Here is a 26,951-nt window from a genome sequence, read left to right as displayed (position 1 = left end):
TTTTTATGTAAAGAAAAAAGGGTCAGGGTTCGTTGTGAGGAGGTATTGATTAATGCTGGAGCGATCGTGCCAGATCAACGCGCGCGTAAAGGACGGTAAATGAATGAGTGGTTGAAAGTGCCGGGTGAGCGGTCAAAGGCGGCGACGAGCGGTTTCGGCTCGCCGCCAGTGGGCGAAATTATGTGATTGAGATCACTTGATTATTCGGGGTACGCTCCACGGCCAGATAGCTTTCCAGCGTCCTGATGAGCTTCTCCTTCAGCCAGCTTGGTTCCAGTATCTGAATATGGGGGAGCCAGTAGAACAGCAGCGGCAGGATCTGGTTCTCGTGGGCCGCCTGGCAGCGCAGCGTGACGCCGCCCTGTTGCTCCTCCAGCAGCTCCTGTTCCGGCAGAAGATCGCGGCGCAGGAAGTAATGTGAAATATTATCTTTAATGAATATTTTCACCGCGAAAGTATCTTCGGACACCCAGGGATCAAGGCTTTTTTCCAGCAGCTCAAGGACATTTTCTTCGGGAGTGAAGGTCGTTTTCTGAATATCAAACCAGCTAATCTGGCTCAATGAGAAGGATTTCAGTCGGCTATTTTCGGTGGCTTGTAAATACCATATATTTTTTTTGTTAATGAGTTTATAGGGATTAATCAGGCGGGTTTTGCCCTTATAAACGATCTGGCAAACATTATGGTTTTTAATCGATTTCTCGACTTTCGTTAAATGACGGCGAATATCGCGTTCTAACGTGTGTTCCGCTTCATTACCAAGAATAAGAATATGGTTTTCGTCTACGCGCGTTTCAAGCTTTTGCCAGAATTCCGTATTTCTTTCAGGGAAAAAGCTGTCGGCATTCAGAAAGTTAGCCAGAGTGTGGTGCAATCCTTGTCCGCCGGGCGATTGTGCAGAATGAATCAGACGATATAGCCCGTTACCGGTATGTTCAACAATGGGAGAGAGTGCATTTAAATCCCGATAGACGGTGCGCTCGGTAATTTTAAATTTCTCCATTAGCGCACTGCGGTTTACCACACCGTTTAAATGTAGCTCAAGGAGAATATCGACCAGACGTTCAGCCGAGCGGCTCCGCGTCGTTTTAGCCATAAGGTCATCCTGTATATATAGGCATGCGCTGAATGATGCGGGTGCACTGACACAACCTGTCAGTATTCAGGCACAGAAAATTTCTCTTATGGGTATATAACGGCGTGATTTAGCGGAAACCTTAGGAGTTTTTGCAGAAAGCGGCGCTGGCCGGAAAAAAGGCCAGCGCGAGGGAGATCATACGGCGGCTTCCGCCTCCAGCATGACCGGGTGGAAACGGCGCCTGAAGTAGATCAGGCCGTGGCCCGCATCACTCTGGATGATGTTTTTAATTTCAACAAGATAAACCAGATGCGTGCCGATGGTTTGCACCTGGCTTATTTCGCCTTCAAGGCTGGCCAGCGCGCCCTTGAGCACCGGCTGCGCCAGCGGGCCTTTCTGCCAGCAGGAGAGGGCAAAGCGATCCTCCATCGTCATACCGGTCATCCCGGCGAAATGGCGAGCCATGATCTCCTGCTCGTGGTTCAGCACGTTAACGCACAGCCTGCCGTTGCCCTGGAATACCGGGTTCATGGCGCTGTTGGCGTTGATGCATACCATCACCGACGGCGGGGTGTCCGTGACCGAGCAGACGGCGGTGGCGGTGATGCCGCAGCGTCCGGCCTCACCCTCGGTGGTGACAACATTGACCGCGGCCGACAGGCTGGCCATCGCGTCGCGAAAACGCAGGCGTTGTTCTGATTGCATGAAAACCTCCCGCTGCGCTATTTCAGCAGCTTATCCAGCATGTTGATATCGCTGTTATTGTGCAGGTGCGGCACCGTCCAGCCGTGTTGGTCGTATTCGGACATGCAGCGGTCGACCATCGCCATCATCTTGTCCATGTTGCCTGAGCTCTGCGCCTGGCGCAGACACTGCAGGCGGATCTCATCCTGGCTGCCGGAGTAGTTAATTTCATACAGCTCGTGACGGCCGCCAAACTCGCTGCCGATGGCATCCCACATCAGCTTCAAAATCTTGATGCGTTCGACGTGATCCATGCCGTTGGAGCCGCGCACGTATTTCGCCAGATACTGGTCGATCTGCGGGTTGTTCAGATCCCGGGCGCTGGACGGCAGGTAGATCAGCCCGGAGGTGACGTTACGCTCGATGATGTTCTTGATCTTGGCGTAGGCCATCGGGGCCATCACGCGGTAGGTCTGCAACGCCGCGTGGTCAGGAAGATACGCGCCGTTGACCCACGGTGTGGCTTCGGAACACATGGAGTCGCTCAGCGCCCAGAACATGTTGCGCCAGGCCACCACTTCGCCGAGATCCGCCTGCACGCCGCGGAACTCCAGGGTGCCGGTGCACTCCAGGGATTTCTTCAGCAGGGCGGTGATGAAGTCGAGCTTCACCGCCAGGCGCACGCAGGCCTGCAGCGGGTACATGCGGGCGAAACCGCCTTCCATCGTCCAGCGGCGGCAGCGGTCGAAATCGCGGTAGATGAGCACGTTTTCCCACGGGATCAGCACGTGATCCATCACCAGGATGGCGTCGTTCTCGTCAAAGCGGCTGGAGAGCGGGTAGTCGTACGGGGATCCGGTTGCGCCTGCCACCATCTCGTAGGAGGCGCGGGAGATCAGCTTCACGCCCTCGGCATCCATCGGCGCGACGAACATCAGCGCGAAGTCCGGGTTTTCGCCCATCACCTGCGCGGAACCGAAGCCGATCATGTTGTAGTGGGTCAGGGCGGAGTTGGTGGCCACCACTTTCGCGCCGCTGACGATAATCCCGGCGTCGGTCTCTTTCTCCAGCTTGATGTAGACGTCTTTTACCTCGTCCGCTGGCTTGTGGCGGTCGATCGGCGGGTTAACGATGGCGTGGTTGAAGTACAGGCCGGTTTCCTGAATGCGGGTGTACCAGTTCCGGGCGTTCTGCTCGAACTGGCCGTAGAAGGCCGGATTGGCGCCCAGCGCACAACCGAACGCGGCTTTATAGTCCGGCGTGCGGCCCATCCAGCCGTAGCTCAGGCGCGACCACTCGGCGATGGCATCGCGCTGCTGGCGCAGGTCGTCGGCGCTTTTCGCCACGCGGAAGAACTTGTGGGTATAGCCGCCGCTGCCGGTGTCGGTGCCCCAGCACAGCGTGTCCTGCATGTCCGGCTTGTGCAGCGCGTCGTACATCTGCGCGATGGAGGCCGCCGCATTGCGAAATGCCGGATGGGTGGTGACGTCTTTGACGCGCTCGCCGTAGATATAAATCTCGCGTCCGTCCTGCAGGCTTTTTAAATACTCTTCACCGGTTAACGGACGTTTGGTATCGGCGCGGAACTCTTCAGGCTTCATAGGGACCTCGTATCGGAATAGTGTTGTTAAATTTATGTTTTGTTTTTGTTGTTTAATTGAAGCCTGAGAGGGACGTAACGTGAAGGGACGATTGGGACAACGACGGGTACTTTTCGGGTGGGATGTGGTTTTGTGATCTGTGCGGCTTTTCGGCGGGTGGCGCTGCGCTTACCCGCCCTACGAACCGTGATGCGTTCAGGAAACCGGTACTTTCTGCGCCCGGTATGCGCTGGGCGAGCACCCCACTAAGCGGTTAAAAAAGCGGGCGAAATAGGCCGGATCTTTGAACCCCAGCTGCCAGGCAATCTCGCTGACGGTGCTGTCGGAGAAGAGCAGCAAGCGCCTGGCCTCCCGCAGCTGGCGGTCGAAGATCAGGCGTTTTGGCGGACGGTTGGCGAAGCGGCGGCAGATATCGGTCAGGCGAGATTCGGTCAGGTGCAGCTCGCTGGCGTATTCCGGCACCGTCCAGTGCTGGTGGTAGTGGGTGTCGATCAGCTGGGTAAAGCGCTGAAACAGCTTCAGCTCGCCGCGCATGCCGCCTGAGGCGTGGTCGTCGAGCTTCGCGTTGCGCAGCAGCAGCGTAAACACCGCCTGCGCCAGCAGGACCAGGGTATGCTCGCGCCCGGGCAACTGCTCCGTGGATTCCCGGGCAATCAGCTGCCAGTAGTGCTTCAGCGCCGCCAGCTCGTCCGGCCTGTCGGCAAGCGAGAGGCAAATCCCCGGCAGGCCAAACGCCTCCCGCGTGCCGGGGTAGAGCACCTCCAGCAGCGGCCAGATCAGATCCTCGCGCACCGTCAGCACGTGACCATCGCTGTCGGATTCGGTGATAAACGCGTGCGGCACCGACGGCGGGGTGAGGACAAACAGCGGGGCCTGCACCGAATAGCGGTGATCGTCGAGCTGGAGCTCGATTTGCCCGGTATCGAGAAAGTGCATCTGAAAGTACTGGTCGTGACGATGCGCCTGCATGTCGCGGCCAAAAAAGGCCGCCATGCGGGCGAACGACTGGTAGTGCACATCGTCGGTGCCCAGACTTTCGTCGTACTCCTTGCTGATATCAATGTTGGCGATAGGGTTCTGGCACATGATCGTTCCTCTGTTGATCCCGCTGCGTCATCGGAATGCGCGTCAGCACCAGCGCGCCAACCACCAGCAGCCCGGCCACGAACCACAGCCCCGAGCTGAAGCTGCCGGTCGCGTCGCGCAGGATCCCAATCAGCAGCGGGCTGACGGCGGAGCCGACGTTGCCGATGGCGTTGATCACCGCCAGCGCCACCGCGCGGGACTGCAGGCTAATAACCCGATCCGGCGTGGTCCAGAATATCGCCATGGCGGTAAACGATCCGGTTGAGGCCATGATGATGCCAAGCAGCTGGATCAGGCTGTGATCCGTCGCGGAGGCCAGCATCCATCCCGCCGCGGCGAACAGGTACGGCAGGATGGTGTGCTTTTTTCGCTCTTTCAGCCTGTCGGAACGGCGGCTCCACCAGATCATCCCGAGGATGGTGCAGAACTGCGGGATCGCTGCCAGCAGGCCGATGACGATATTGCTGCTGCCCGTGTTGAAGCTTTGCAGGATCTGCGGCGTCCAGATGTTGATCGCACTCAGCGTATTGGTCAGGCAGAAGTAGGCCAGCGTGTAGAGCAGCACCGCCGGGGTCAGCACCTCGCGCAGCGTGGAACGCGGCGTGACGGATTGGGCAATCGCGACCTCCTGCTCGCGGGCGATCATCGTTTTGAGCGCCTGCTTTTCGTCCTCATCCAGCCAGGTGGCCTGGTCCGGCGTGTCGTTGAGGTAAAACCAGGTCACCACGCCGAGCACCACTGACGGCAGCCCTTCCAGCAGGAACAGCCACTGCCAGCCCTTGAGGTTCCACAGTCCGTCCATCGCCAGAATGTAGCCGGAGAGGATCGAGCCGAGCATCATGGTGACCGGCATAGCAATCATAAACAGCGCGTTGGCGCGGGCGCGGTGATAGGCCGGGAACCACCAGGTGAGATAGACCAGAATCCCCGGCAGGAAACCGGCTTCGGCAATGCCCACCAGCATGCGCAGGACGTAGAGAGTCTCGGGGCTGGTGGCGAACATGGTGCAGGTAGAGGCAATACCCCATACCACCATGATCCCGGCGATCCAGCGGCGTGCGCCGATCTTCGCCAGCATGATGTTGCTCGGGATGCCGCACAGTACGTAGGTGACGTAAAACAGCGTAGCGGCCAGGCCAAACATGGTTGACGTGAGGCCCAGATCTTTACCCATTGTCAGCCCGGCGAAGCCGATGTTGATGCGATCGAGGAACGAGAAGACAAACAGGATAAAGAGAAAGACGATCAGGCGTCGGAACAGCTTGTGAATGACGCGGTGTTCAACAGCTTTATTATCATGGGTTTGCAGGGTAGAGGTCGTCATGGTGCGCTCCAGATCTTACGTTTAGTAGACGGATTTATTGTTATGAACTGACGTAACCGGTGTTTCGATAAAGCGTGCCGCCAGCGCTTCCGCGCCGCGGGCAAGCAGGGTAGTGTCGACCCCGACGGCAACAAACAGCGCGCCGAGCTCAAGATAGCGTTTTGCCAGCGGTTCATTCGCCATCAGGATGCCGGGAGCTTTACCGGCAGCGCATATCTGCGCGATCGCCTGCTCAATGGCGGCCTGCACCTCCGGGTGCTGAGGATTGCCGGCAAAGCCCATGTCGGCGCTCAGATCCGCCGGGCCGATAAACACGCCGTCGACGCCTTCCACGTCCAGGATCTGCGGCAGATTTTTCAGCGCCTCGCGGGTTTCAATCTGCACCAGCACGCACATGGCGTCGTTGGCCTGCTGCAGGTAATCGGGAATGCGGTTCCAGCGCGACGCGCGCGCCAGGGCGCTGCCCACCCCGCGAATGCCCGCAGGCGGGTAGCGGGTGGCACGTACCGCCAGCCGCGCTTCGTCGGCGTTTTGCACCATCGGCACCAGCAGGGTTTGCGCACCCACGTCCAGCAGCTGTTTGATCTGCACCGGGTCGTTCCACGACGGGCGGACCACCGGCTGGCTGGGATAAGGGGCGATAGCCTGCAGCTGAGTTAAGACGGTCTGGACGCTGTTCGGCGCGTGCTCGCCGTCGATCAGCAGCCAGTCGAAGCCTGCTCCGGCCAGCAGCTCGGCGCTGTAGCTGCTGGTCAGCCCCAGCCATAATCCAATTTGCGGACGGCCTGCTTTTAGCGCCGCTTTAAATGCGTTTTGCATCGTGCTCTCCTAGACAAAGCGGCAGCTGATGGAGCCCATGTTGCCGTAATCGACGTGGAAGGTGTCGCCTCTGCTGGCGGGCACCGGACGGGTAAACGAGCCGCCGAGAATGATTTGGCCAGGCTCAAGCTGCACGTCGTACGGCGCAAGCTTGTTGGCCAGCCACGCCACGCCGTTGGCCGGGTGGTTCAGGACGCCTGCGGCCACGCCGGTCTCTTCGATCACGCCGTTGCGGTAGAGCAGGGCGGAGATCCAGCGCAGGTCCAGCTCGTCGGGCTTAATCGGACGGCCGCCGAGGATCACGCCCGCGTTGGCGGCGTTATCGGAGATGGTGTCGAAGACCTTGCGCGGACGCTGGGTCTCCGGGTCGACGTTGTGGCAGCGGGCGTCGATCAGCTCCAGCGCGGGGATGACGTAATCCGTGGCGTTATAGACGTCGAAGATCGTGCAGTTCGGGCCGCGCAGCGGTTTTGCCAGCACGAACGCCAGCTCCACTTCAATGCGCGGGACGATAAAGCGATCGACGGGAATGTCGCTGCCGTCATGGAAGAACATGTCGTCCAGCAGCGCGCCGTAGTCCGGCTCGCTGATCTGCGAGCTGGCCTGCATCGCTTTGGAGGTGAGGCCGATCTTGTGGCCCTTCAGCACGCGGCCTTCGGCGATCTTCAGGCTCACCCATTCGCGCTGGACGGCGTAGGCGTCTTCAATCGTAATCTCCGGATAGTCCAGCGAGATCGCGCGGATCTGCTCCCGGGACTGTTCCGCCTGATGCAGACGATGGGCGATCAGGGTATGGGTGTGTTTATCGAGCATGGCGTATCCTTTATGCGGCTGTTGCCGGGTGGCGCTGCGCTTACCCGGCCTACGTTCGAGCCGTTGTAGGCCCGGTAAGCGAAGCGTCACCGGGCGGAAAAGATGTCTACTTAAACAACGCGTGCACGTTGTTCTGTTTGTAATTGAGCGTCGGGTGCAGTTCGTCGAGCTCAAACGACAGCGCCAGGTAGCGGCTCGCCATCAGCGCCGCGAAGTGCGCTTTGATAAGCCCAAACAGCATCTCCCCCACGGCCTCCCGGCTCTCCAGACTGCGCCCCGCGCCAATCTTCAGCGTCATATGGACAAAGGCGTAATCGTGCTTGCCGTCGGCCATCTGCCAGGTATCCAGCCAGTGGGCGCGACTGCGGATACCGCCGAGCGGGAAGATGCCCGTGGCGGCGAGCGCCTCGTTCACTTTGGCGAACAGCGCCGGCAGGTCGGCCTGCTCGCGGATGTTGTCGGTACATTCAGCAATAAAGTGCGGCATGGTGGCTCCTTAGGCGGGCAGCGGGAAAACGGCGTTGACCTGGCCGGTGCCGGAGCTGGCGAACAGCTCGGTGAGAAACTCCACCTTGCCGTCGTATTTGTCCCAGCCGAGCATGCCCAGCAGCATCACCGTGTCGTGCATGTTGCCCTCGCCGTAGCAGTAGTCGGCGTACTCCGGCAGCATGCTGCAAAACTCCTTAAACTGACCCTCGCGCCACAGCTTCACCACGCGCTCGTCCATCTGGCGGTCGAACTCGCGGGTATAGCTGTTCATCCCTTCCTCGGCACGCTGGTCGTCGATAAAGCGGTGCGACAGCGAGCCGCTGGCGAGCACCGCCACGGTGCCGTCGTATTTTTCAATGGCGCTAACGATGGCCTCGCCCAGCCTGCGGCTGTCGGCGAAGTCGTGAACCGTGCAAAACGCCGAAATAGAGACCACTTTGAAGTGCTTATCCGCGTTCATGTAGCGCATCGGCACCAGCGTGCCGTACTCGAGCTTCAGGCTCGGAATGTTGTGCGCTTTGGCGCGCACGCCAAGCTTCACCGCCTCGTCGGCAATCAGCTGGCCGAGTTCCGGGTTGCCGTCGTAGTCGTAAGTCATGTCGCGGATAAAGTGCGGCAGCTCGTTGCTGGTGTAGACGCCCGAAAAATGGTCCGCACAGTTGATGTGGTAGGCGCTATTCACCAGCCAGTGAGTGTCGAAGACGATAATGGTATCGACGCCCAGCTCCCGGCAGCGCTTGCTGATCTCTTTGTGTCCGTCGATAGCGCCCTGGCGGCAGCCGTGGTTTTTACCCGGCAGCTCGGAGAGATACATCGACGGCACGTGGGTGATTTTTGCCGCTAACGCTAATTTACCCATTTTCAGATCCCCCACTTTGGAATCGGATGGTCGCCCATGGAGATGCAGACGTTCTTCATCTCTGCGAACACCTCGAAGCTGTACTCGCCGCCCTCGCGGCCGGTGCCGGAGGCCTTCACGCCGCCAAACGGCTGGCGCAGATCGCGCACGTTCTGGGTGTTCACGAACACCATGCCCGCTTCGATGTTGCGCGCCAGACGGAGCACTTTGCTGACGTCCTGGGTCCAGATGTACGACGCCAGGCCGTACTCCACGTAGTTGGCCAGGCGCAGCCCTTCCGCTTCGTCCTTGAACGGCAGCAGGCAGGCCACCGGCCCGAAGATCTCCTCCTGCGCCACGCGCATGCGGTTATCAACATCTGCCAGCACGGTCGGGCGCAGGAAGTTGCCGCCTTTCAGGTGTGCAGGCAGATCGACCGGTTTGTCCGGGCCGCCCGCCAGCAGGGTTGCGCCTTCCTCGATGCCGAGGCGGATATAGCCGGAGACTTTTTCCCAGTGCTGCTGGCTAATCAGCGCGCCAATCTGGGTGTTCGGATCGGTCGGGTCGCCCACGCGCAGGCGGTTGGCGCGCTCGGCAAAGCGCTTGACGAATTCCGGGTAGATGCTCTGCTGGATGAAGATGCGCGAGCCCGCGGTGCAGCGCTCGCCGTTGATGGAGAAGATGGTGAACAGGGCGGCGTCCAGCGCGCGCTCGATATCCGCGTCTTCAAAAATCAGCACCGGAGATTTGCCGCCCAGCTCCATGGAGTACTTCTTCAGCCCGGCGTTTTTCATGATGTTGCGCCCGGTGGCGGTGCCGCCGGTGAAAGAGACGGCGCGCACGTCGTGATGCCGCACCAGCGCATCGCCTGCCGTCGCGCCGTAGCCCTGAACGACGTTCAGCACGCCCGCCGGAATACCCGCTTCGAGGGCCAGTTCGCCCAGACGGTCGGCGGTCAGCGGGGAGAGCTCGGACATCTTCAGCACCGCGGTATTACCTAAGGCCAGACAGGGCGCGACCTTCCAGGTGGCGGTCATAAACGGCACGTTCCACGGCGACACCAGCGCGCAGACGCCCACCGGCTGCACCAGGGTGTAGTTGAGCATCTTGTCGTCAACCGGGTAGGTCTTGCCGTTCATTTGCTGGCACACCTCGGCGAAAAATTCGAAGTTGTGCGAGGCGCGCGGGATCAGCACGTTTTTGGTCTGGTGGATCGGCAGCCCGGTATCGGCGGTTTCCATGGCGGCGATCTCCGGCACGTTCTGGTCGATCAGATCGCCCAGACGACGCATCAGGCGCGCGCGCTCCTTCATCGGCAGGTTGGCCCACTTCGGGAACGCCTCTTTGGCGGCGGCAACGGCCTGATGGATTTCGGCTTCACCGCCGGAGGCCACTTCAGCCAGGACCTCGCCGGAGGCCGGGTTAGTGGTGTGGAAGTAGTCGCTGCCCGCGACGTTTTTACCGTTGATCCAATGGTTTATCTTTTTCATTTTGCCGTCTCCTCACTCACAATTCGGTTCATCAGGCGTCCCACGCCTTCCACTTCCACCACCACCTCATCGCCCGGCACCACGTCGGACAGCCCCTTCGGCGTGCCGGTGGCAATCATGTCGCCCGGCTGCAGGGTCATAAAGTCGCTCAGGTACGCAATCAGGTACGGGATGCTGAAGATCAGATCCGCCGTGGTGCCTTCCTGACGCAGCTCGCCGTTCACGAAGGTGCGCAGGGCGAGGTTGTGCGGGTCGGGAATGGCCTCTTTTGGCACGATGTTGGGGGAAATGGGGGTCAGCCCGTCGCGGCTTTTCACCCGCAGGTTCGGGCGGTAGTAGTTTTCCAGGTAGTCGCGGATGGCGTAGTCGTTGCAGACCGTATAGCCCGCAACATAGTCCATCGCCTCGGCTTCGCTCACCTTACGCGCCGTTTTGCCGATGACCACCACCAGCTCCGCTTCATAGTGCATGTACTCGACGTTGTTCGGGCGCACCGACGTCTGGTTGTCACCGTTGAAGGTGTTCGGCGCTTTGATAAAGACCAGCGGCTCGGTGGGCGGCTTGAAGTCCAGCTCGCTGGCGTGATCGGCATAGTTCAGACCGAGGGCAAACAGCGTGGCATGCGGCGGCGTGCGGTGTGTGTTAGCGACGTCGCGTTCATCCACCACCGGGTTTTCCAGCGGCGGAAACCCCTCCGCCAGAATACGCACGCGATCGCCCGGGCGGATCTCAACGCGGCTGTGCGGGGTACCGAGCAGGATCGCATCGCCGGGATTAAGGGTGGCGAACTCGCTCAGGGCGCTCAGCAGTTCGGCAGCGTTACGCTGCAGATCGGCGGTGTTCCAGTGGTCCGCTTCGCGGCCGTTGATCTCGGTGATGATGGTCAGGTTGTCCACGTGATCAACGGCGACCGGTTCGCCAAGCGGGCAGAATCCGTCCCGGCATTTGGCCTTGATGGCCGGGCGGTAGAAGCTCTCTTCCGGCAGGCTCACCTCGTTGGCGAGCGCGTATCCTGCAATATATTCCGCGGCGTCCTCCACGCGCACCTTGCTGGCGGTTTTACCGACCACCACCGCCACCGTGGCGCCGCTCAGCACCGTTTCCCCCTGCGGGAACGGAATGGGCTCGCCCGCGCGAATCACGGTGTTATGCGGTTTGATAAACCACACCGCCGTTTTCGGCGGCGTGTTGTAGGGGGCTTTTTCAAACGCCTCACGCCAGGCTTCGCGCTGGCTTTGATGGTTGAGGGCGACGGCAAAAACGGTACCTTTCATTCACATACTCCTCAGGCCGGAGGTCCGGTTTGGATTTCATTAATATGTTAATGATCTGGTTTTATGCTTTTGCTGTTTATTTCGCAATCAGAAGTGAAAAATTTGTGATATGAATAACAATAAATTTACATATTCTTTTTTATGTATAATAAAATCAGGTGTTTAATAAAATTAATGGGTTTCTGTTAGACTTTTGGGCAGAAAACGTGTTGTTTATAAAAACATCTTTTCGTGTTTGTTTACTTGTTAATGATGTGAAGGGTACAGGCTATGCATGATTCATTAACCATCGCGCTGCTGCAGGCGCGGGAAGCGGCGATGTCCTACTTCCGCCCGATTGTGAAGCGCCATAATCTGACCGAGCAGCAGTGGCGTATTGTGCGCGTGCTGGCTGAACATCCGTCGATGGATTTTCACGATCTGGCGTTTCGCACCTGCATCCTGCGCCCGAGCCTGACCGGCATTCTGACGCGTATGGAGCGCGACGGCCTGGTGCTGCGCTTAAAGCCGGTGAACGACCAGCGCAAGCTGTACGTCTCGCTGACCAAAGAGGGCAATGCGCTGTATGAGCACGCCCAGGCGCAGGTGGAAGAGGCGTATCAGCAGATTGAGGCGGAATATACGCCGGAGAAGATGAAACAGCTGACGGCGCTGCTGGAAGAGTTTATTGAACTCGGAAACCGTCATAACGCAGCGCGGGATGAAGAGTAAAAACCACAAATTCCAGGATGAATTTCGTAAAGTTTTCCCTTTCCAGGCCGAAAATTCTGTATCTGTCTGAGGAAAGAGAAAACATGTTAAACCGTATCAAGATTGTCACCAGCTTAATGCTGGTTTTAGCGATATTTGGCCTTTTACAACTCACATCCGGTGGTCTTTTCTTTAATGCTCTGAAGAATGACAAAGAGAATTTCACCGTCCTGCAAACCATTCGCCAGCAACAGTCCACGCTGAATGCCAGCTGGGTAGCGTTGCTGCAAACCCGTAATACCCTGAACCGCGCGGGTATCCGCTACATGATGGATCAGAGCAATATCGGCAGCGGCGCGACCGTGAACGATTTGATGCAAATCGCGTCTGCGTCTCTGAAACAGGCGGAAAAAAACTGGGCTGCCTACGAAGCCCTGCCGCGCGATCCGCGTCAAAGCGATGCGGATGCCATGGAGATCAAGCGTAACTATGATATTTACCACGGCGCGCTGGCGGAGCTGATCCAGCTGCTGGGCGCGGGCAAAATCAACGCCTTCTTCGATCAGCCGACCCAGAGTTACCAGGACGGTTTTGAGAAGCAGTACGTGAGCTACCTGCAGCAGAACGACAAGCTGTACCAGATGGCGGTCGAAGACAGCAACAGCTCCTACAGCCAGGCTATCTGGGTGCTGATCAGCGTCCTGATTGCCGTGCTGGTGGTGATCGTGGCCGTCTGGCTGAACATCAAGCAGACGCTGATCTCCCCGCTGAATCGTCTGATCGACAACATTCGCCATATCGCCAGCGGCGACCTGGTGAAGCGCATTGAGGTTCAGGGCACCAACGAGATGGGTGAACTGGCCGACTCGCTGCGCCATATGCAGGGCGAGCTGGTGCGTACTGTTGGCGACGTGCGTAACGGCGCGAATGCGATCTACAGCGGCGCGAGTGAAATCGCGATGGGCAACAATGACCTCTCCTCCCGTACTGAACAGCAGGCCGCTTCCCTGGAAGAGACCGCTGCCAGCATGGAGCAGCTGACGGCGACCGTTAAGCAGAACGCCGAGAACGCCCGTCAGGCGAGCCATCTTGCCCTGAGCGCCTCCGAAACCGCGCAGAAAGGCGGCAAAGTGGTGGATAACGTGGTGCAGACCATGCGCGATATCGCGGGCAGTTCGCAGAAAATTGCCGACATTATCAGCGTGATCGACGGCATTGCTTTCCAGACCAACATCCTGGCACTGAACGCGGCGGTAGAAGCGGCGCGTGCGGGCGAGCAGGGCCGCGGTTTTGCGGTGGTAGCAGGTGAAGTGCGTAACCTGGCCCAGCGCAGCGCCCAGGCGGCACGCGAGATCAAGAGCCTGATTGAAGACTCCGTGGGTCGCGTGGAAGTGGGTTCAACGCTGGTCGAAAGCGCCGGTGAAACCATGGGTGAGATCGTGAATGCGGTCACCCGCGTCACGGACATCATGGGTGAAATCGCCTCTGCGTCTGACGAGCAGAGCCGCGGTATCGACCAGGTCGGTCTGGCGGTGGCAGAGATGGATCGCGTGACCCAGCAGAACGCCTCGCTGGTGGAAGAGTCTGCCGCAGCGGCAGCCGCACTGGAAGAGCAGGCAAGCCGTCTGACGCAGGCCGTGGCGGTGTTCCGCATTCAGCAGGAGCAGATGAAAGCGCGCGAATTCGCTTCTGCGAAAACCGTTTCAGCACCGGCGATGGCGCGTAAAACGGTTACCGCTGATGCAGGTGATAACTGGGAAACCTTCTAACGCCGTATGTTGTGCCGGGTGGCGGCTGCGCCTTACCCGGCCTACGGTTCGTGGTTTTGCCGGGTGGCGGCTGCGCCTTACCCGGCCTACGGTTCGTGGTTTTGTAGGCCCGGTAAGCGCAGCGCCACCGGGCGATATTACAGAGGCAGGCGCATGGCGCAGCGCGTTTCATATGCGAAACCGTGCGCTGTCTCTTCTTCCCTTTTCTGACGCAGTTCAGGCGTCAGCGTCGTCATTTTTTCAAACCCCAGCCGCGCATAGAACGGCGCATTCCACGGGACGTCCCTGAACGTCGTCAGCGTCAGCGCTGTCAGCCCTCTGTTACGGGCATGGTCTGCCACGCAGGCGATGAGCTGCCTGCCGATCCCTTTTCCCTGCCAGTCCAGATCAACCGAGAGTTCGACAATAAACAGTGATGACGGATGGGCTTCGGCAAGGATAAACCCGACGGGGTGGTCGTTTGCCAGCGCCAGCCAGCTTAGCCCGCGTTCGACATAGCCGAGGTGTTGCTCAGCGGAAATGACCTCGCCGTCGGCAAGCCAGGCGAGTTCCGGGAAGTCACGGAAGCGCCCGGCCGCCGCGCGTTCAATGGCGGGCAGGGCGGCAACGTCGTTGAGAGTGGTGGGGCGAATGCGAATAGTCATGGCGGCAAGTATAACCTGACCCGTCGACATTATTCCGAGCAGATCAGCACCGGCGAATAGAAATTGCTGATCACCAGCGCGTCTTCCGGCGTGCGCTCGATCGTCAGAAGCCTTTTATTGCCCAGCGTCAGGCCGGCAACGTATTTTTCAAAGACCCCGGGCGGCATGGCGTCATGGCTAAAACGCTCCACTTTTTGAATAACGATCTCATACAGTTCACCTTCCACGTGACGCCATTTAAACATCTCCTGGCGGGAAACCTCCCAGCTGCGCGGGGCATTCACCACACTGCCGTTAACCGTGATGTACCCCGTTTTGTCGGGATGAAAACGCATAATGATCTCACCGTCAAAGGTGAAATCGTGGCTGTCGCGCCGGTCGGAGAAGGTCAGGTTTCCGTCACAGGCCACCGACAGCGGGGGCGTGTGAAAGTACCACGCCAGCACGGTGCCCAGCAGCAGCAGGTTGAGGATCAGGATTAGCCAAACTTTTTTGTGTCTCATATCACCACTCGTAATAGTAAAGCGTACGACAGGCGCTGGCTTTACCCTGCGTGAGGGAACATTGGGAGAGCACCAGCCGCCCTTCGTGGCCGTAGAAAAGCGTTCTCTGAATGTGCATGTAGAAAATTGAATTTTTCAGGCACGGAAGATGGCCGTCCTTCTGAAGCGTTTGCGCCAGCGTAATCGCCTTCCCGTGAAACACGTCCGCCAGCGGCGTAAAGGTGTAGACCGGGCAGGTGCCAATGTGCGTCAGCAGATGGATCTCCCGCTGTGAATTTTCCGGCTTGATGAGCGCGATCCAGAGGCATAGCGCAACGACGACCAGCGTGAGCGCGCCGCAGAACAGCCCTTCCGGGCGAACGCGCCATGCAGGTTTCGCCGTTTCGGCGGTCGGCGGAGCCTCCTCCAGCGGAGTGACCGTGACATCGGCGCTGAGCATAAAGCCTGTTTTCGGTACGGTAACGATAAACAGCGCGTCGGGAAGCAGGGTCGCCAGCATCTTGCGCAGAATGCTGATGTACTGGTTTAAGGAGTTGTTAGACCCCTGGAGCCCTCGCCGATCCCAGACTTCCTGGAGAAAGGTTTCCCGTTCAACCACGTTCCCATGATGCTGAACCAGCAGCTTCATGATGGTATTTGCCGTACAGGTGAGGAGCTGCGCATCCTCGTCCGGCGCATTGATAAGAGAAACAGAACCGTCCTCGTCGTTGTAGACGATGGCGTCAGCAAGCAGGTATTTCATAAGTTCTTGTAATAAAAACAGAGATAAAAAATAAAAAGAGAAGGCCTACGCCTTCCGGGCTGCATTGCTGGCTATTTTAACGCCACTGTTACCGATAACATTGATCCAGACAGGATTTTGGGTGGTTTAATAAGTCAGCGTGATAATCACGTCATCAATAAATTCCCCGGTGCCGGTTAGCGGCTGCGCCGGAACCTCGCCGTAAACGGTGTAGTTCTGGGTGCCGCCAGCGGGATTGGTGACCTGCAGCGCATCGCCGCTGCTTTGATCTCCCCAGCGTTGCGTGGCCGCCTCATCCTGCCAGAGCCCGTAGCGCAGGCACTGGCCCTCGCTGTTGCAGAGCTGCCGCTGGTTACCGCTGGCATGGTTGCCTTTGCCCATGGCAAGGGTGAACGCGGTTCCGGCCGGACAGCGCGTGGTCAGGGTGGCGGTGGAACGCGTCGGACGCAGGGTCGCGGTGCTGGTCAGGGTGCCGAAGTTAAGGGGCGTCACGCGCTCGATGTAGCACCCCTGGCTGATTTCGGCCTGCGCGCTGGTGCCGCCCTGCACCTGCTCCCCCTCTGCGGAACCGTCCGAGCAGTTTTGCAGGGCATCCTGACGCAGGGAGCTGTGCCAGGCGATACGCAGATTCATGTTGTAGTTGTAATAATGGTAGGCCGGAAGCTGGCTTTGCCCTGCCGGAATGGTCGCGATAAGCGGAAAGGTACCGCTGACGTTGGCATTGCTTTCCGCGGCCAGGGTTTGCTGAATCAGGTTCCCGCTGCTGGCAGGCCCCAGCTCCTGAGATCGCGCTGCACCGTTCAGCAGGCGGAAGAGGAGGGTGTACTGTTTTCCCTCCTGATCCCCCGGCGAGATCATCTCAAAGGGCGGGGCGTCTACGCTGCTCAGGCAGACGTTGAGATATTCCGTCCTGCCCTCGTTGTCGGCCTGGCAGCTAAACTTGACCTCGGTGTTGACGGAGGTGGTATTGCCCGCCACGACGTTGCCAAAGTTAATGGCGGGCATGGAGGTTATCCAGCAGGCTGCCGCCATCGCCTTCACGGACAGGACGATCAGCAATAATAACGGTGCTCTTAATGACACAGTTGTTCTCCGATATTCTGTATAGATGACCCGGTACGGGGCGCCGGAAGCGTGACCCGGCACTCCCCCTCACCGGTCTTCACCACCAGCTCACCCGGCAGGGGCGGATCTTCAAGCCAGATAAAGCCGTCGCGTCCCACGATGGTGGCACCCTGCGGCGTTGACACGACGCTGCCCAGCGGGAGCGGCCTGCGGCGGCTGTCGACCAGCCGGGCCTGAACTGTGACGGCGTGATGGACGTTAAACTCGACTTTGACCGCGCTGCTGTTGCCCGGCCTGGCATGCATGTCGGTGACGGGGGCGATCACATCGGCGGGCAGATCGAGCGGGTTAATGCTGACTTTGCTGTTGTGGTAGCGCGGCAGATCGGTCAGCAGGAGATAACCGTCCTCATCCGTTTCACCGGCCGGGCGGTTTTCCAGCATCACCGGTACGTGCCCAACACCGTGCGTGGAGACCAGCGCCATGCCCTGCTGGATGTAGCGCAGCGCGTGCAGGCTGCCGTCCAGCAGCGTCAGGCTACCTTCGGCGGAGGCGTACTGGTTGCCCTGGCTGGCACCTTGCTGCAACCCAACGTGCCATTCGCCCGCGCGGCCCAGATAGCCTACGTCCGCATATTTTTCACGTCGTTCGCCAAAGCCCTGGCCCAGCTCCCATGACCAGCCGCCGGCCTCATCGTCCGGCTGGTGGCGGTAATCCATGCGCGGCGTATCCCGGCTGGCCTGAGCGGAGAGCGTGTCCTCGCGACCCAATGGGACGGAAAACAGCAGCTGAACGTGACTCGACGCATCCGTAAACGAGCGGGTGTAGCTCAGCGTGGTGGAGATGTGTGCCGGCAGCGATACCGACCAGGAGGCGTTGAGGTAACGCTCTGTGCTGCCCTGAATGTTCTGCTGTACCCAGCCCGCGCCCACGGTACCGAAATGGGGGATGGACTGGCTTACCCACACGCTGTCGCTGCGCCTGACGGGCGCGGCACCGCTCATGCGGGCGTTGTCGGCGAAATCCGCTTCGGTACGGACGGTGCTGGCAGAAATGCCCGTTCCTCTGCCGTTCCACTGCCAGCCGAGGCCCCACTGAACGCCCTGACCGTAAGGGCTGTCGCTCACGGCAACGTGCTGGCTGAGCACCCCTACGGCGGGAGAGACCAGCCAGTCAGCGCCCGTGCCCACGTTGTGCAGCCTGCGCTGCTGCTCCGTATGCAGCGCCAGCGTCAGGTGATTATTCACCCCATAGCGCCAGCCTGCGTCCAGCAACGACGAGGCGGCATAGTCGTCGGAGTGCAGGGCGTAGTTTTCGCGCATCCAGCCGATGTCCAGCGAACCGCTGCTGAGCCCTTCCGCCAGCATGCCCGGCGCGCCGTAGAGATCGAGCTGTACGGTGCGACGCTGGCCATTGATATCGGTAATCACCACCTCCGCCTGCCCGCTTCCGGTGAAGGAAGGCAGGGTATCCAGCAGAAAGTCTCCCGGCGTGACGCGCTGGCTGCTCTGCTTAAGGCCGTCGATATACAGATCGACTGTGGAAGGCAGCACGGCGGTGTCGCTATAGCGGCTGCGCGGTTCGGTATTGAGCTGGGGATTGAGCTCAAAGTTACGTGCCCAGTGCAGCCCGCCAAAGCGCACCTGTCGGCTCCAGCGGGTGCCGGTGGTGACGCTGTCGCCCAGCGCCAGCGTGGTCAGCGAGTCGGTGTTATCCCACTGCCAGCGGGTTTCGAGACGCGTGTGGGTCGGTCGACCGGCGCTGTTTTCCTCCCCGGCATGGCTTGAAAAACTGCTGCTGAACGTTCCGGGCAGCCCGCCGGACGCGGTCAGCATGGTCTGGGCGTTGAGCTGGCGCTTCCCCTGCACGTCGCTGGCGTAGAGCGCGTATCCGAGCGTATAGGCGCTGACGGGCTGCGCATCGGGATAGCGGTACATCGGCGCGGGCTTTGAGACGGTCAGATGCTGCTGGCCTTCGAGCGCGTCGGCCTCTGCGGTAATTGAAACCTGCTGGGACAGCACGTCGAGATTGATCTTCAGGCCCGGCAGGGAGGTCAGCTCAACCCACCCGGCGCGATCCTCCGGGGCGTGAAGCCCCAGCTTTTTCATGTCGCTGCGGCTTATCCATAGCGCATTATCCACCACCCGGCAGGCCCAAAGTTCGCCTCGCGGGGCGTGGTTCACGGTAATGGCCAGCCATTGCACGGTGTCGGCGGGGTCAGTCCGGGCTGACAGCATGAGCGGTAGCCAAAACAGGAGCGCGAGAAGCGAGCGGGCGCAGAGGTATCTGGCTGGCATGATGGTCATCATTGAGATAGACGCGCAGCGTGCTGAGCGCGTGACGTGTGGGCTGCTTGAGCGATAAAAGGGCGGTTTGTCCCGGGAGCACATAGCCCGCCAGGCCTTTAATCGACCCTACAACTTTCCCATCGGCCGTCAGGGCCTCAAGGTGGCTCAGGCGGATGTGGGAGTTTCCGGCGTTAAAGCAGCGGAGAGTGGCCGGTATGTCTGCCTGCTCACAGCTCAGGGCATCGTGGCTGACGGGCGCGCTCTGGTTCCCGGCAATAAACACCGGAATCGAGTAGCGCAGCAGGAAGTGTACCGCGGAGGGGTTGGCGGCACGGGACGCGGCGTCCGGCAGTTCGTCGATGACCAGCCGGTAACTTTGTTCCTGCGCACGGTTGCCGGGCTGCATGACGATAATGCGCACCAGCTGCTGCTGGCCCGGCGCCAGTGATGTCATCGCCGGGCTGGTGACCACCTCCCCGGTGGCCACCAGCACATCTTTACCGTTTTTTTGCGTCCATTCGTATACTCGAATCTGCGCACGGATAGCCGCTTTCCCACTGTTAGTGAGATAGACCGCCGCTGCCCGCTGGTCGCTCTGCAGATCGAGCGTTACCGGGGCCACCTGAAGCGTGGCGGCCAGCGCGTAGCGCGACAGCAGCGCCAGCATCATGAGCCACAAAATGAAGCAGGGAAGGTAACGACGCACGATCAATACTCCAGTTTTAACGTGATATCGTCGCTGTAGTTCCCTGCCTGGGCGGTTGTCAGCGCCCCGGCGTCAATGACGCCATACAGCGTTTCCTCCTGTTCCGCTCCGTTGCCGGTATCGTCCAGGCCATTCGTACCGGTGATTTGCGTCTGTTTGCCTTCGTCAGCAAAGAGCTTCCACGCAATCTTCTGCGCGCCCGTTTCGCCATTTTCCGGCTTCAGCCAGAAGGTACCGTTTTCGCCGTCGTTGCTGGTGGCGGTGAGGGTGAACGGCGTGCCGTTGGTACAGACGATATCGACCTGCGTTTTGGCCTGGATTTCGCTCGACTCATCGGAGCCGTGACGCGAGAAGTTAAGATCGTTGGCTTTGAGGGTGCACGACTTCACGACCTCAAGTGAGACGTGCATCGTCGCGCTTGCGGTACTGTCTGCGGCGATCGCAGCAGCAGGAAGCAGGAGAGCGGAACAACATACAACGGTGGGAATAATTTTCATGATCTTATTTCCTGACGTGAGTAACAGTGCAATTACAAAGCGAATGACTGAGCGTCCAGCAGGCAGCGTTTTTGATGGCATTTCGCCAGGTTGTGGCAGCAAAAAGTGGGGCAAGGCCATAAACAGGCGTTGCCGCGCAGAACGATGACCTTATCGCCAGCATTCGGAATGAAAGGGGTCATTTTCTCCCCCACAGATAGCCCTGGCCGTAATCGGCCTCGCTGGCGCGGGCCAGCGCGAAATCACCCGCGGTTTCGATGCCTTCGATCAGCACCTTGCTGGCGACGCGCTTGCACTCGCGGGTGAGATGCAGAAACTTCGCCTGCTCGGTCCGTCCGTTCCAGAAGGTATGTTTGTCAATTTTGATGCCGCAGAAGCGGATCTGGCTGGTCAGCAGGTCGGGAAGAAGGTCTTCGCAGACATCGTCTGCCCACACTTCTATCCCCCACTGATGGAGCGTCGCGATGCATTTTTGCAGCACCCGGCTTTGCGTATCGTCGAGTTGGACCATCGTATGGAGATCGGTGATCTCGATAGCAAGTCTCTCCGGGCACGGGGTTTCTTCTTTTAGCCTGTCGAGGAAGTCCGTTTCCAGCAGTAAATCCGATGTCGCATTGAGATAATACTTGTCGCCATCCTTGCAAAACATGGCGTGACGAAGCTGCGCAAAGAAGTGCGCTTTACGCTGCGTCGCCGACATCGAGCCAAAGTAATCTTCAAGATTGACGTTGGGCTTTGCCGTGGACAATACCTCCCAGGCAATCACATTTTCACTGCGCAGTGCCCGGATGGATTCGAACTTATAGCCGGTTAGCATGATAAACGTGCGTAACGCTCCGTGGTGATTTCAGGAGCTGTACATTTTATGGATTTGGTTTTTGGCAGGATATTTATAGATAAAAATGGCTTATATAAAGTGTTTTTATCTAATTTATAAGAATTATATAGGATTATTTATTTTCATAAGCGCCCGGCAGAACGCCGGGCGCGACGTGCATTAACCCGCTTTGCTGATGATTTTGATTTCGACCATGCCGATCCCGATCTCGCGCGGTGAATGCCCAAGGATATTCCCCTCGTTCGTGGACTGCGGGTCCGGCGGCACGATGACCAGGGTATTGCTGCGTGAAGGATTCTCAAAATGCAGCGTGTGCGTGCTCACGTCGTTTCCAAGCGTTAACGTCTGCTCCCGATCGCCCACGCGCACGGGGACGGGCTTTTTAGCATTCGGCCCATAGGCCCTGGCGGTGATCACCAGGTCGAACTGTTCCGGCAGGGGATGGGTGTACTCAATTTTCACCTCATTGCCCAGCTGCGCGTTGGACCAGCGTCCCCAGGACTCCGGCCGCGAGATGCCGCTAAACTGCTTCACTTCTTCCGGCGCGCCAGCCACGTTAAAGATAAAGCTGTCCGCTTTGTAGCGAATATCGTTGTCGACGATTTTCAGCATATCGACGTTACGCTGATAGCGCGCGGTATCAATCACCGTATCGTTGAAGGCGGTTTTGCCTTTCCAGTTTGCCTTATCCACGTGCTGCACGGTTTGCTCGCCGCCGAGCTGGCCCTGAGAAACGCACCAGTCGGTAGAGAGCGCCAGCGGCTGCGACCAGAGCTGGCCCATTTTGTAGCACCGGTCGACCCAGACGAAGTTATCGCGTGGCGCAAAATCGGCCAGCTGATAGCGCAGCGGCGCGGAATACTCGCTTTCTGGCAGCGGCTCAACGCGACCCTCCGACACGCGTACCAGCAGCGGCAGGCGGAAGTTGCTGCCCGAGAAGGCAATGGTGTTTTTATCCCGATCGACGGTGAAGTCCTTCATCTCTTTCGGGAAGTTCCACAGGCGGATGATGTCGGGCTTCCAGGCGAGGATTTTTTCCTTCATGTTGAGGAACACTTCCGACAGGGATTGCCCCGACAGCGTGCTGCGGCCCAGGCCAATAAAGTTGTCGCCGCCCAGGATGTCCAGCACGGTGGCGCCGTTATCCATGGAGTTGCGTTTGGTGGCGATCTCCTCCTGCTGCGGCTGGTCGCCGCGCAGGACGAAGAACAGATTGCTGCGATCCTGCTTGTTGAGCTGGTCCCACGCGCTGTTTTTCATCGCCAGGTGATCGGACGAGACGACGATGACGGTGTTTTTAAACCAGGGCGAGGCTTTGATTTTCTCGACCAGCGCGGCAATGTGCTCCTGACTGCAGGTGACGGCGCTAAACGATTTGTTGTTTTTACCATCAATGTCATAGCTTTTGCGCTTGCAGGTGCGCGAGACAAACCCGTCCGGATGGTGTGTGTCCACCGTCAGCGCAAAGAGAGAGAAACGCTTGCCCGCGCGGGACAGCTCCTCGAATTTCTTCCAGGTTTCGTCGAGTACCGTATCGTCATAGAAGCCCCAGTCGTTGCGGTAGCTCGGATCGGCAACCGTCGTTTTTAACTCTTCTGAGCCGTACAGGTGGTCAAAACCGTGGGATTTCAGGAACACATCTTTTCCGGCGAAGCGCAGGTTTGCTCCCTGCACAAAATAGTTTTCGTAGCCGGAGTTTTTCAGGATATCGCCGAGGCAAATATTCTGCGGGAAGAAGGTCGACATGGAGGCTGAGGCGTTACCTTCAAAAGGCGCGAACAGCGGGATACCACACTGGGAGGCAACCATACCGGCAATCGTGTAATCCGTACCGGGCAGCTGCATGGTGTGGCTGAAATCGAGACCTTCATTTTTCAGCGCACCCAGATCTGGCGTCAGGTCCGGGAAGGCATCGTTATCAAAGTACGTGCGCTCCAGACTTTCACCGTAGATATAGACCAGATTGAGCGTCGGGTTAGCGATCGTTTTCGACGGCTCTTTGTAGTAAGCCGCGAAATCCGGATCGCCGTCACGCGACTGGGATTTCACCAGTTCGGTGATCTGATGGAACGCCGGGCTGGCGTCGACGGAGGCCAGCGCCAGGAATAACGCCAGCAGGCTGTAGCCATGATGGTGCGGATGATGGCGACGTCGACGCAGCACCCAGGCCAGTGCGCCAAAAATGGTGACCAGCGCAACGACAAGGCCGAGCCCCGGCAGAATGTACTTGCTTACACCCGCGCCCGTCAGGCTGTTTGTCAGCGTGTAGAGCACCGCATCGTTAATGCCGTCACCGGTAAAGTAATCGCTGGCGTATAAGGTAATGTTTAAAATAATAAAAATGCCGAGCACCACCAGCGTGGCGATAAACCACCAGGTGTGACGGCCGGCTTTCCAGGCGTAAACGCCGACAGAAGCCAGAAAAAGGATAAGAGACAGGAATTCAGACAACAGCATATCCTCGTGACGCCAGATGCTTCGCTGGCTAACTGTTTATTTTTTGGGTCATACAATGTAATTGCGATGTCGTTAAGCTGCAATTTTAGTGTCACGAAAGTGTGCTGTTGTTAGGATTTGGTTTAGAAAATCGTTTTTATGAAGACGTGCACATCCTGACAAACGGACGCTGAGACGGTGGCAGGCAGGAAAAACGCTCATTTAGCGCCGCGTTGCAAGACTATCGCATTAAACGCGGCGTGTTGTGGCAGAAAATGGGGTGGATCAGGAGATGAAATTAACGCCTTGTTTCAGCACCAGATCGCAGGCTTTGGTTTTAACCTGTTTGGCCAGAGAAGAGTTGCCGAGGGTGCTCAGGTTAAGCTGCTGCCCGTTCTGCGCGTTAAGCAGGCCCTGAATGCCGTCCATGTAGTTGGTGTCCGCTTTTTGCTCCTGGGTATCCAGACCCAGTTTACCCAGCACCTGGTTTTTCACGTTTTGCGCGTCGGTCACGGAGGCCAGTTTTTGCTTCGCGCAATATTCCAGAATCCCCGCCGCGTTGTTCATCGTGCCCGCGCTCAGGCTCTGACCGCTGTTGCCCAGCAGGCTGGTGAGGGAAGAGGCGGAGAGTCCGCCCTGCGTGCTGCTGCTCTCTTTGGTCAGCTCGTTTGCTGCGCTTGACAGAGACTCCTGCCAGGACGCCGCCTGCGCTGCACCGGTTACCAGCAGCGCGCCTAAAAAGGTGCTGATTAGAATCTGTTTTTTCATCATGGCTCTCTCAAAAAGGTCCGTTTTGGGCCGAAGGGGTTCCAGTATATACCTGCGACCTGTCGGGGATTCCTGGAACTGTCTTAATACTCTTTCCCGGTGACGCGGCTGCGGTAACTGTCCCAGTCGAAGATGACATACAGGCTGTTACCCAGCTTCATGCGGTCCATGACGCGTTCCCCCAGCAAGCGGGTCATCTCGTCGATGTTGTGGTTTGTCAGCATGCCGGTCGGGCGTTTGGACGAGGAACGGCGATCGACAATCTGGTTGATGATGACTTTTTCATAGCGGGATTCCGTCTGAACGCCAATCTCATCGATGACCAGCAGGTCGACGTTACTCAGATCGTTAAGCAGCTGTTCTTCGGTGGTTTCACGGTTGCTGAAGGTGTCTTTCATCGCGGACATGATATCGGCCACGGTGATGATGAGGACCGATTTACCGCGCAGAAGCAGCTCGTTGCAGATGGCGGCAGCAAGGTGGTTTTTGCCGGTGCCCGGCTTGCCGCTAAAGATGAAGCTGGCGATATTGCCGTCGAATTCATCCACGTACTGCCGCGCGGCGGCCAGCGCGTTCATCTGCCCGGTGGTCTCAATTTTATAGTTATCGAACGAGCAGTTCTGGTGCAGGGGACGAATACCAGAACGGTTAAAGGTGCGCTGCATTTTCATCGCCCGGTTTTCGCGGGCGAGCGCGGCGGCGCGGATCTTACCTTGCTCTTTTTGCCACGCCAGCAGCTCTTCACCGGTGGTGAAAGCAGGCTTCACGTTGGCAGGCATCATTTTTTGCAGACGTTTCATCAGGTCGCCGACGTTCTTCATTTCGCACCTCGGAATCCGCTGGGGATCTGTTTATCCGGTTCTGAAAACGCATTGATATCACGTTTTGGCTGGCCATTGTTGCCGGCGCGGGTAATCTGGAGATGACGCGCGAGCTTTTGCTGCCACTGAATATGGGTGAACACTTTCCCTTCCGCCTGCCACCAGGCGGTAAACGCGGCAAGCTCTTCCGCGGTGGCGGGTTGGGTTAACGCAATGCCCCACAGCGCGGCCTGCCGCTGAAAATCCGCATCCGGCTGCCAGCCCGAATAGAGGGCAAATTTACCCATCGGAACGGTCACGGGAACGTTAACCGGTTCATCAAAGAACTGATTATCCAGCGTGACATCGCTTGCCGGGCGTGACAATTGCGCTTCGATCTCCAGAAGCTGTGCCAGACGTTCCGGTGTGATTGCGTAAAACGCTGGCGCGTTGTCGGCAAAAACCGCAACCGTGCCCCCTTCGGCGTGGGTCAACACACCGCGAGGGTCGCGCATAAAGGCATCAATACCAGCAATGCTGGTGGTCAGAATTCTGGAGGACATAACGCTTACTCTACTGATGACTACGGGCGTGATATGGGCTTATGGTAGCACAGAGAGGGGAAAGGGAAGGAGGGGATTTCCCCGGCGGCGCTGCGCTGACCGGGGCTACAGTTGTAGGCCTGATAAGCGCAGCGCCGTCAGGCAGTTATTACGCGATGATGTTCAGCGTGACGTCGATGTTGCCGCGGGTTGCATTAGAGTACGGGCAAACAATGTGCGCCGCATCGACCAGCTTTTTAGCTTCCGCAGGATCCATACCTTCAACATGGATGTTCAGTTTTGCTTCGATACCAAAACCGGTAGGCAGCGGACCAATACCCACTTCGCCTTCAATAAAGGCATCTTTTGGCAGGGTAAATTTGTCGCGTGCCGCCACGAACTTCATCGCGCCCAGGAAGCAGGCAGAGTAGCCCGCGGCAAACAGCTGCTCAGGGTTGGTCACGTCTCCCCCCATGCCGCCCATCTCTTTTGGCACACCCAGTTTGACGTCCAGTACGCCATCGGAGGAGGTGGCACGACCGTCACGGCCACCGGTGGCTTTTGCTTTGGCGGTATAAACAACTTTTTCTAAAGACATGGCAGGTTCCTCATCTTGTTTTAACGTGTGCTATTAAATAGCGTGCGATATATATGGGTAAATAATAACGCGTAAAGTATAGCGTTACGCGCGGTGTAGCTGTTGTCGCAAAAGTTCGAGCTGCTGTTTGAGCGCCAGCAGGGTGTCAGTATCACACTGCGCTGCGCACCCCACCGCATGGGGGATACCCAAAGCCTGCTGCTGGAGCTCACGTCCCGCTTCACTCAGGGTGACGGCGACTTGACGTTCGTCTTTGCGTGAACGGTGGCGGTTGATGAGCCCGGCGCTTTCCAGACGCTTCAACAGCGGCGTCAGGGTCGCAGAGTCAAGGAACAACCGTTCACCGATGTCCGACACCGTCATATCATCCTGCTCCCACAGCACCAGCATCACCAGATATTGTGGATAGGTCAGGTTCAGCGGTGCCAGCAACTGCCGGTACAGCTTGTTAAGCGCCAGATTTGCCGAATAGAGGGCAAAGCAGAGCTGGTTATCCAGCTTGAGCGCAGCGGTTGCATCGTTCGTTTTCGCGTTCATGAGATGAATATAGATAGTGTGCGATTTAATTG

Annotated in this window: 27 protein-coding genes; 2 read left to right on the top strand and 25 right to left on the bottom strand. The window is 58.5% G+C overall.

What is annotated here, in order from left to right; genetic code table 11:
• Positions 1-178: 178 nt before the first annotated feature.
• The 11 genes from ACMGGE_RS13850 to hpaG form a co-directional block, all read right to left on the bottom strand.
• Complete coding sequence (locus ACMGGE_RS13850; protein ID WP_045907709.1) at positions 179-1,096, bottom strand: helix-turn-helix transcriptional regulator; 918 nt, start codon at positions 1,094-1,096, stop codon at positions 179-181.
• A 177-nt stretch (positions 1,097-1,273) separates the two neighbouring features.
• On the bottom strand, positions 1,274-1,783 hold the full coding sequence (locus ACMGGE_RS13845; protein ID WP_111967185.1) for a 4-hydroxyphenylacetate 3-monooxygenase reductase subunit: 510 nt from the start codon (positions 1,781-1,783) through the stop codon (positions 1,274-1,276).
• 17 nt (positions 1,784-1,800) lie between these two features.
• Complete coding sequence (gene hpaB / locus ACMGGE_RS13840) at positions 1,801-3,363, bottom strand: 4-hydroxyphenylacetate 3-monooxygenase, oxygenase component (RefSeq protein ID WP_219369255.1); 1,563 nt, start codon at positions 3,361-3,363, stop codon at positions 1,801-1,803.
• 195 nt (positions 3,364-3,558) lie between these two features.
• Entirely contained in the window at positions 3,559-4,449 is an 891-nt protein-coding gene (hpaA, locus tag ACMGGE_RS13835; protein ID WP_044597194.1) for a 4-hydroxyphenylacetate catabolism regulatory protein HpaA, read from the bottom strand.
• Positions 4,421-5,773 (bottom strand): 4-hydroxyphenylacetate permease, encoded by a 1,353-nt coding sequence (hpaX, locus tag ACMGGE_RS13830; protein WP_063622611.1) that lies wholly within the window; start codon positions 5,771-5,773, stop codon positions 4,421-4,423. Before hpaX ends, hpaA begins: the two co-directional genes overlap by 29 nt.
• A 21-nt stretch (positions 5,774-5,794) precedes the next feature.
• Positions 5,795-6,592, bottom strand: a complete 798-nt coding sequence (gene hpaI, locus ACMGGE_RS13825; RefSeq protein WP_420293870.1) for a 4-hydroxy-2-oxoheptanedioate aldolase — start codon at positions 6,590-6,592, stop codon at positions 5,795-5,797.
• Positions 6,593-6,601: 9 nt separating this feature from the next.
• The gene (hpaH, locus tag ACMGGE_RS13820) at positions 6,602-7,405 is read right to left on the bottom strand and encodes a 2-oxo-hept-4-ene-1,7-dioate hydratase (RefSeq protein ID WP_024908290.1); all 804 of its coding nucleotides are present in this window, start codon (positions 7,403-7,405) and stop codon (positions 6,602-6,604) included.
• Between the two features lie 106 nt (positions 7,406-7,511).
• A complete protein-coding gene (locus tag ACMGGE_RS13815; RefSeq protein WP_252077604.1) occupies positions 7,512-7,892 on the bottom strand; it encodes a 5-carboxymethyl-2-hydroxymuconate Delta-isomerase in 381 nt (126 codons plus the stop codon).
• A gap of 9 nt (positions 7,893-7,901) precedes the next feature.
• The gene (gene hpaD, locus ACMGGE_RS13810; RefSeq protein WP_014830538.1) at positions 7,902-8,753 is read right to left on the bottom strand and encodes a 3,4-dihydroxyphenylacetate 2,3-dioxygenase; all 852 of its coding nucleotides are present in this window, start codon (positions 8,751-8,753) and stop codon (positions 7,902-7,904) included.
• Between the two features lie 2 nt (positions 8,754-8,755).
• A complete protein-coding gene (hpaE, locus tag ACMGGE_RS13805; RefSeq protein ID WP_420293869.1) occupies positions 8,756-10,222 on the bottom strand; it encodes a 5-carboxymethyl-2-hydroxymuconate semialdehyde dehydrogenase in 1,467 nt (488 codons plus the stop codon).
• On the bottom strand, positions 10,219-11,496 hold the full coding sequence (hpaG, locus tag ACMGGE_RS13800; RefSeq protein WP_420293868.1) for a 4-hydroxyphenylacetate degradation bifunctional isomerase/decarboxylase: 1,278 nt from the start codon (positions 11,494-11,496) through the stop codon (positions 10,219-10,221). Before hpaG ends, hpaE begins: the two co-directional genes overlap by 4 nt.
• Positions 11,497-11,766: 270 nt before the next feature.
• On the opposite strand from hpaG, the gene hpaR reads away from it, so the two are divergent.
• Complete coding sequence (gene hpaR / locus ACMGGE_RS13795; RefSeq protein WP_045907716.1) at positions 11,767-12,207, top strand: homoprotocatechuate degradation operon regulator HpaR; 441 nt, start codon at positions 11,767-11,769, stop codon at positions 12,205-12,207.
• Between the two features lie 83 nt (positions 12,208-12,290).
• Positions 12,291-13,955, top strand: a complete 1,665-nt coding sequence (gene tsr, locus ACMGGE_RS13790) for a methyl-accepting chemotaxis protein (RefSeq protein ID WP_248222527.1) — start codon at positions 12,291-12,293, stop codon at positions 13,953-13,955.
• Positions 13,956-14,092: 137 nt separating this feature from the next.
• Here tsr and ACMGGE_RS13785 read toward each other — a convergent pair whose 3' ends face one another.
• From ACMGGE_RS13785 to ACMGGE_RS13720, 14 genes are all read right to left on the bottom strand, one after another.
• Positions 14,093-14,599 (bottom strand): GNAT family N-acetyltransferase, encoded by a 507-nt coding sequence (locus ACMGGE_RS13785; RefSeq protein WP_048225731.1) that lies wholly within the window; start codon positions 14,597-14,599, stop codon positions 14,093-14,095.
• Between the two features lie 29 nt (positions 14,600-14,628).
• A complete protein-coding gene (locus tag ACMGGE_RS13780) occupies positions 14,629-15,102 on the bottom strand; it encodes a hypothetical protein (protein ID WP_048028616.1) in 474 nt (157 codons plus the stop codon).
• A gap of 1 nt (position 15,103) precedes the next feature.
• Positions 15,104-15,844, bottom strand: coding sequence for a winged helix-turn-helix domain-containing protein (locus ACMGGE_RS13775; RefSeq protein ID WP_048225541.1), 741 nt, complete (start codon positions 15,842-15,844; stop codon positions 15,104-15,106).
• Positions 15,845-15,970: 126 nt separating this feature from the next.
• On the bottom strand, positions 15,971-16,927 hold the full coding sequence (locus ACMGGE_RS13770; protein ID WP_414455936.1) for a spore coat U domain-containing protein: 957 nt from the start codon (positions 16,925-16,927) through the stop codon (positions 15,971-15,973).
• Positions 16,918-19,206, bottom strand: a complete 2,289-nt coding sequence (locus ACMGGE_RS13765) for a fimbria/pilus outer membrane usher protein (protein WP_414455934.1) — start codon at positions 19,204-19,206, stop codon at positions 16,918-16,920. Before ACMGGE_RS13765 ends, ACMGGE_RS13770 begins: the two co-directional genes overlap by 10 nt.
• Complete coding sequence (locus ACMGGE_RS13760) at positions 19,127-19,903, bottom strand: molecular chaperone (protein ID WP_420293867.1); 777 nt, start codon at positions 19,901-19,903, stop codon at positions 19,127-19,129. The genes ACMGGE_RS13765 and ACMGGE_RS13760 overlap by 80 nt, the downstream gene beginning before the upstream one ends.
• 2 nt (positions 19,904-19,905) lie before the next feature.
• Positions 19,906-20,400, bottom strand: a complete 495-nt coding sequence (locus ACMGGE_RS13755) for a spore coat U domain-containing protein (RefSeq protein WP_045907722.1) — start codon at positions 20,398-20,400, stop codon at positions 19,906-19,908.
• Positions 20,401-20,578: 178 nt separating this feature from the next.
• Positions 20,579-21,217, bottom strand: a complete 639-nt coding sequence (locus ACMGGE_RS13750; RefSeq protein ID WP_048028608.1) for an EAL domain-containing protein — start codon at positions 21,215-21,217, stop codon at positions 20,579-20,581.
• Between the two features lie 180 nt (positions 21,218-21,397).
• Positions 21,398-23,689 carry a phosphatidylglycerol--membrane-oligosaccharide glycerophosphotransferase gene (opgB, locus tag ACMGGE_RS13745; protein WP_420293866.1) on the bottom strand — a complete coding sequence of 764 codons (2,292 nt, stop codon included), beginning with the start codon at positions 23,687-23,689 and terminating at the stop codon, positions 21,398-21,400.
• A gap of 270 nt (positions 23,690-23,959) precedes the next feature.
• Positions 23,960-24,442 (bottom strand): DUF2501 domain-containing protein, encoded by a 483-nt coding sequence (locus ACMGGE_RS13740; protein ID WP_024908282.1) that lies wholly within the window; start codon positions 24,440-24,442, stop codon positions 23,960-23,962.
• Positions 24,443-24,525: 83 nt separating this feature from the next.
• Positions 24,526-25,263 (bottom strand): DNA replication protein DnaC, encoded by a 738-nt coding sequence (gene dnaC, locus ACMGGE_RS13735; protein ID WP_420293865.1) that lies wholly within the window; start codon positions 25,261-25,263, stop codon positions 24,526-24,528.
• The gene (gene dnaT / locus ACMGGE_RS13730; protein WP_063620694.1) at positions 25,260-25,805 is read right to left on the bottom strand and encodes a primosomal protein DnaT; all 546 of its coding nucleotides are present in this window, start codon (positions 25,803-25,805) and stop codon (positions 25,260-25,262) included. Before dnaT ends, dnaC begins: the two co-directional genes overlap by 4 nt.
• A gap of 148 nt (positions 25,806-25,953) precedes the next feature.
• Positions 25,954-26,382 (bottom strand): organic hydroperoxide resistance protein, encoded by a 429-nt coding sequence (locus ACMGGE_RS13725; protein ID WP_008502092.1) that lies wholly within the window; start codon positions 26,380-26,382, stop codon positions 25,954-25,956.
• 84 nt (positions 26,383-26,466) lie between these two features.
• Entirely contained in the window at positions 26,467-26,919 is a 453-nt protein-coding gene (locus tag ACMGGE_RS13720) for a MarR family winged helix-turn-helix transcriptional regulator (RefSeq protein WP_023293337.1), read from the bottom strand.
• Positions 26,920-26,951: the final 32 nt, after the last annotated feature.

It is taken from the genome of Enterobacter sp. BNK-22 (assembly GCF_048684805.1).
In the GTDB taxonomy this organism is placed as follows: domain Bacteria; phylum Pseudomonadota; class Gammaproteobacteria; order Enterobacterales; family Enterobacteriaceae; genus Enterobacter; species Enterobacter quasiroggenkampii.
Note: the sequence above shows the minus strand (reverse complement) of the source record. Positions and strands in the feature narration are given on the sequence as shown.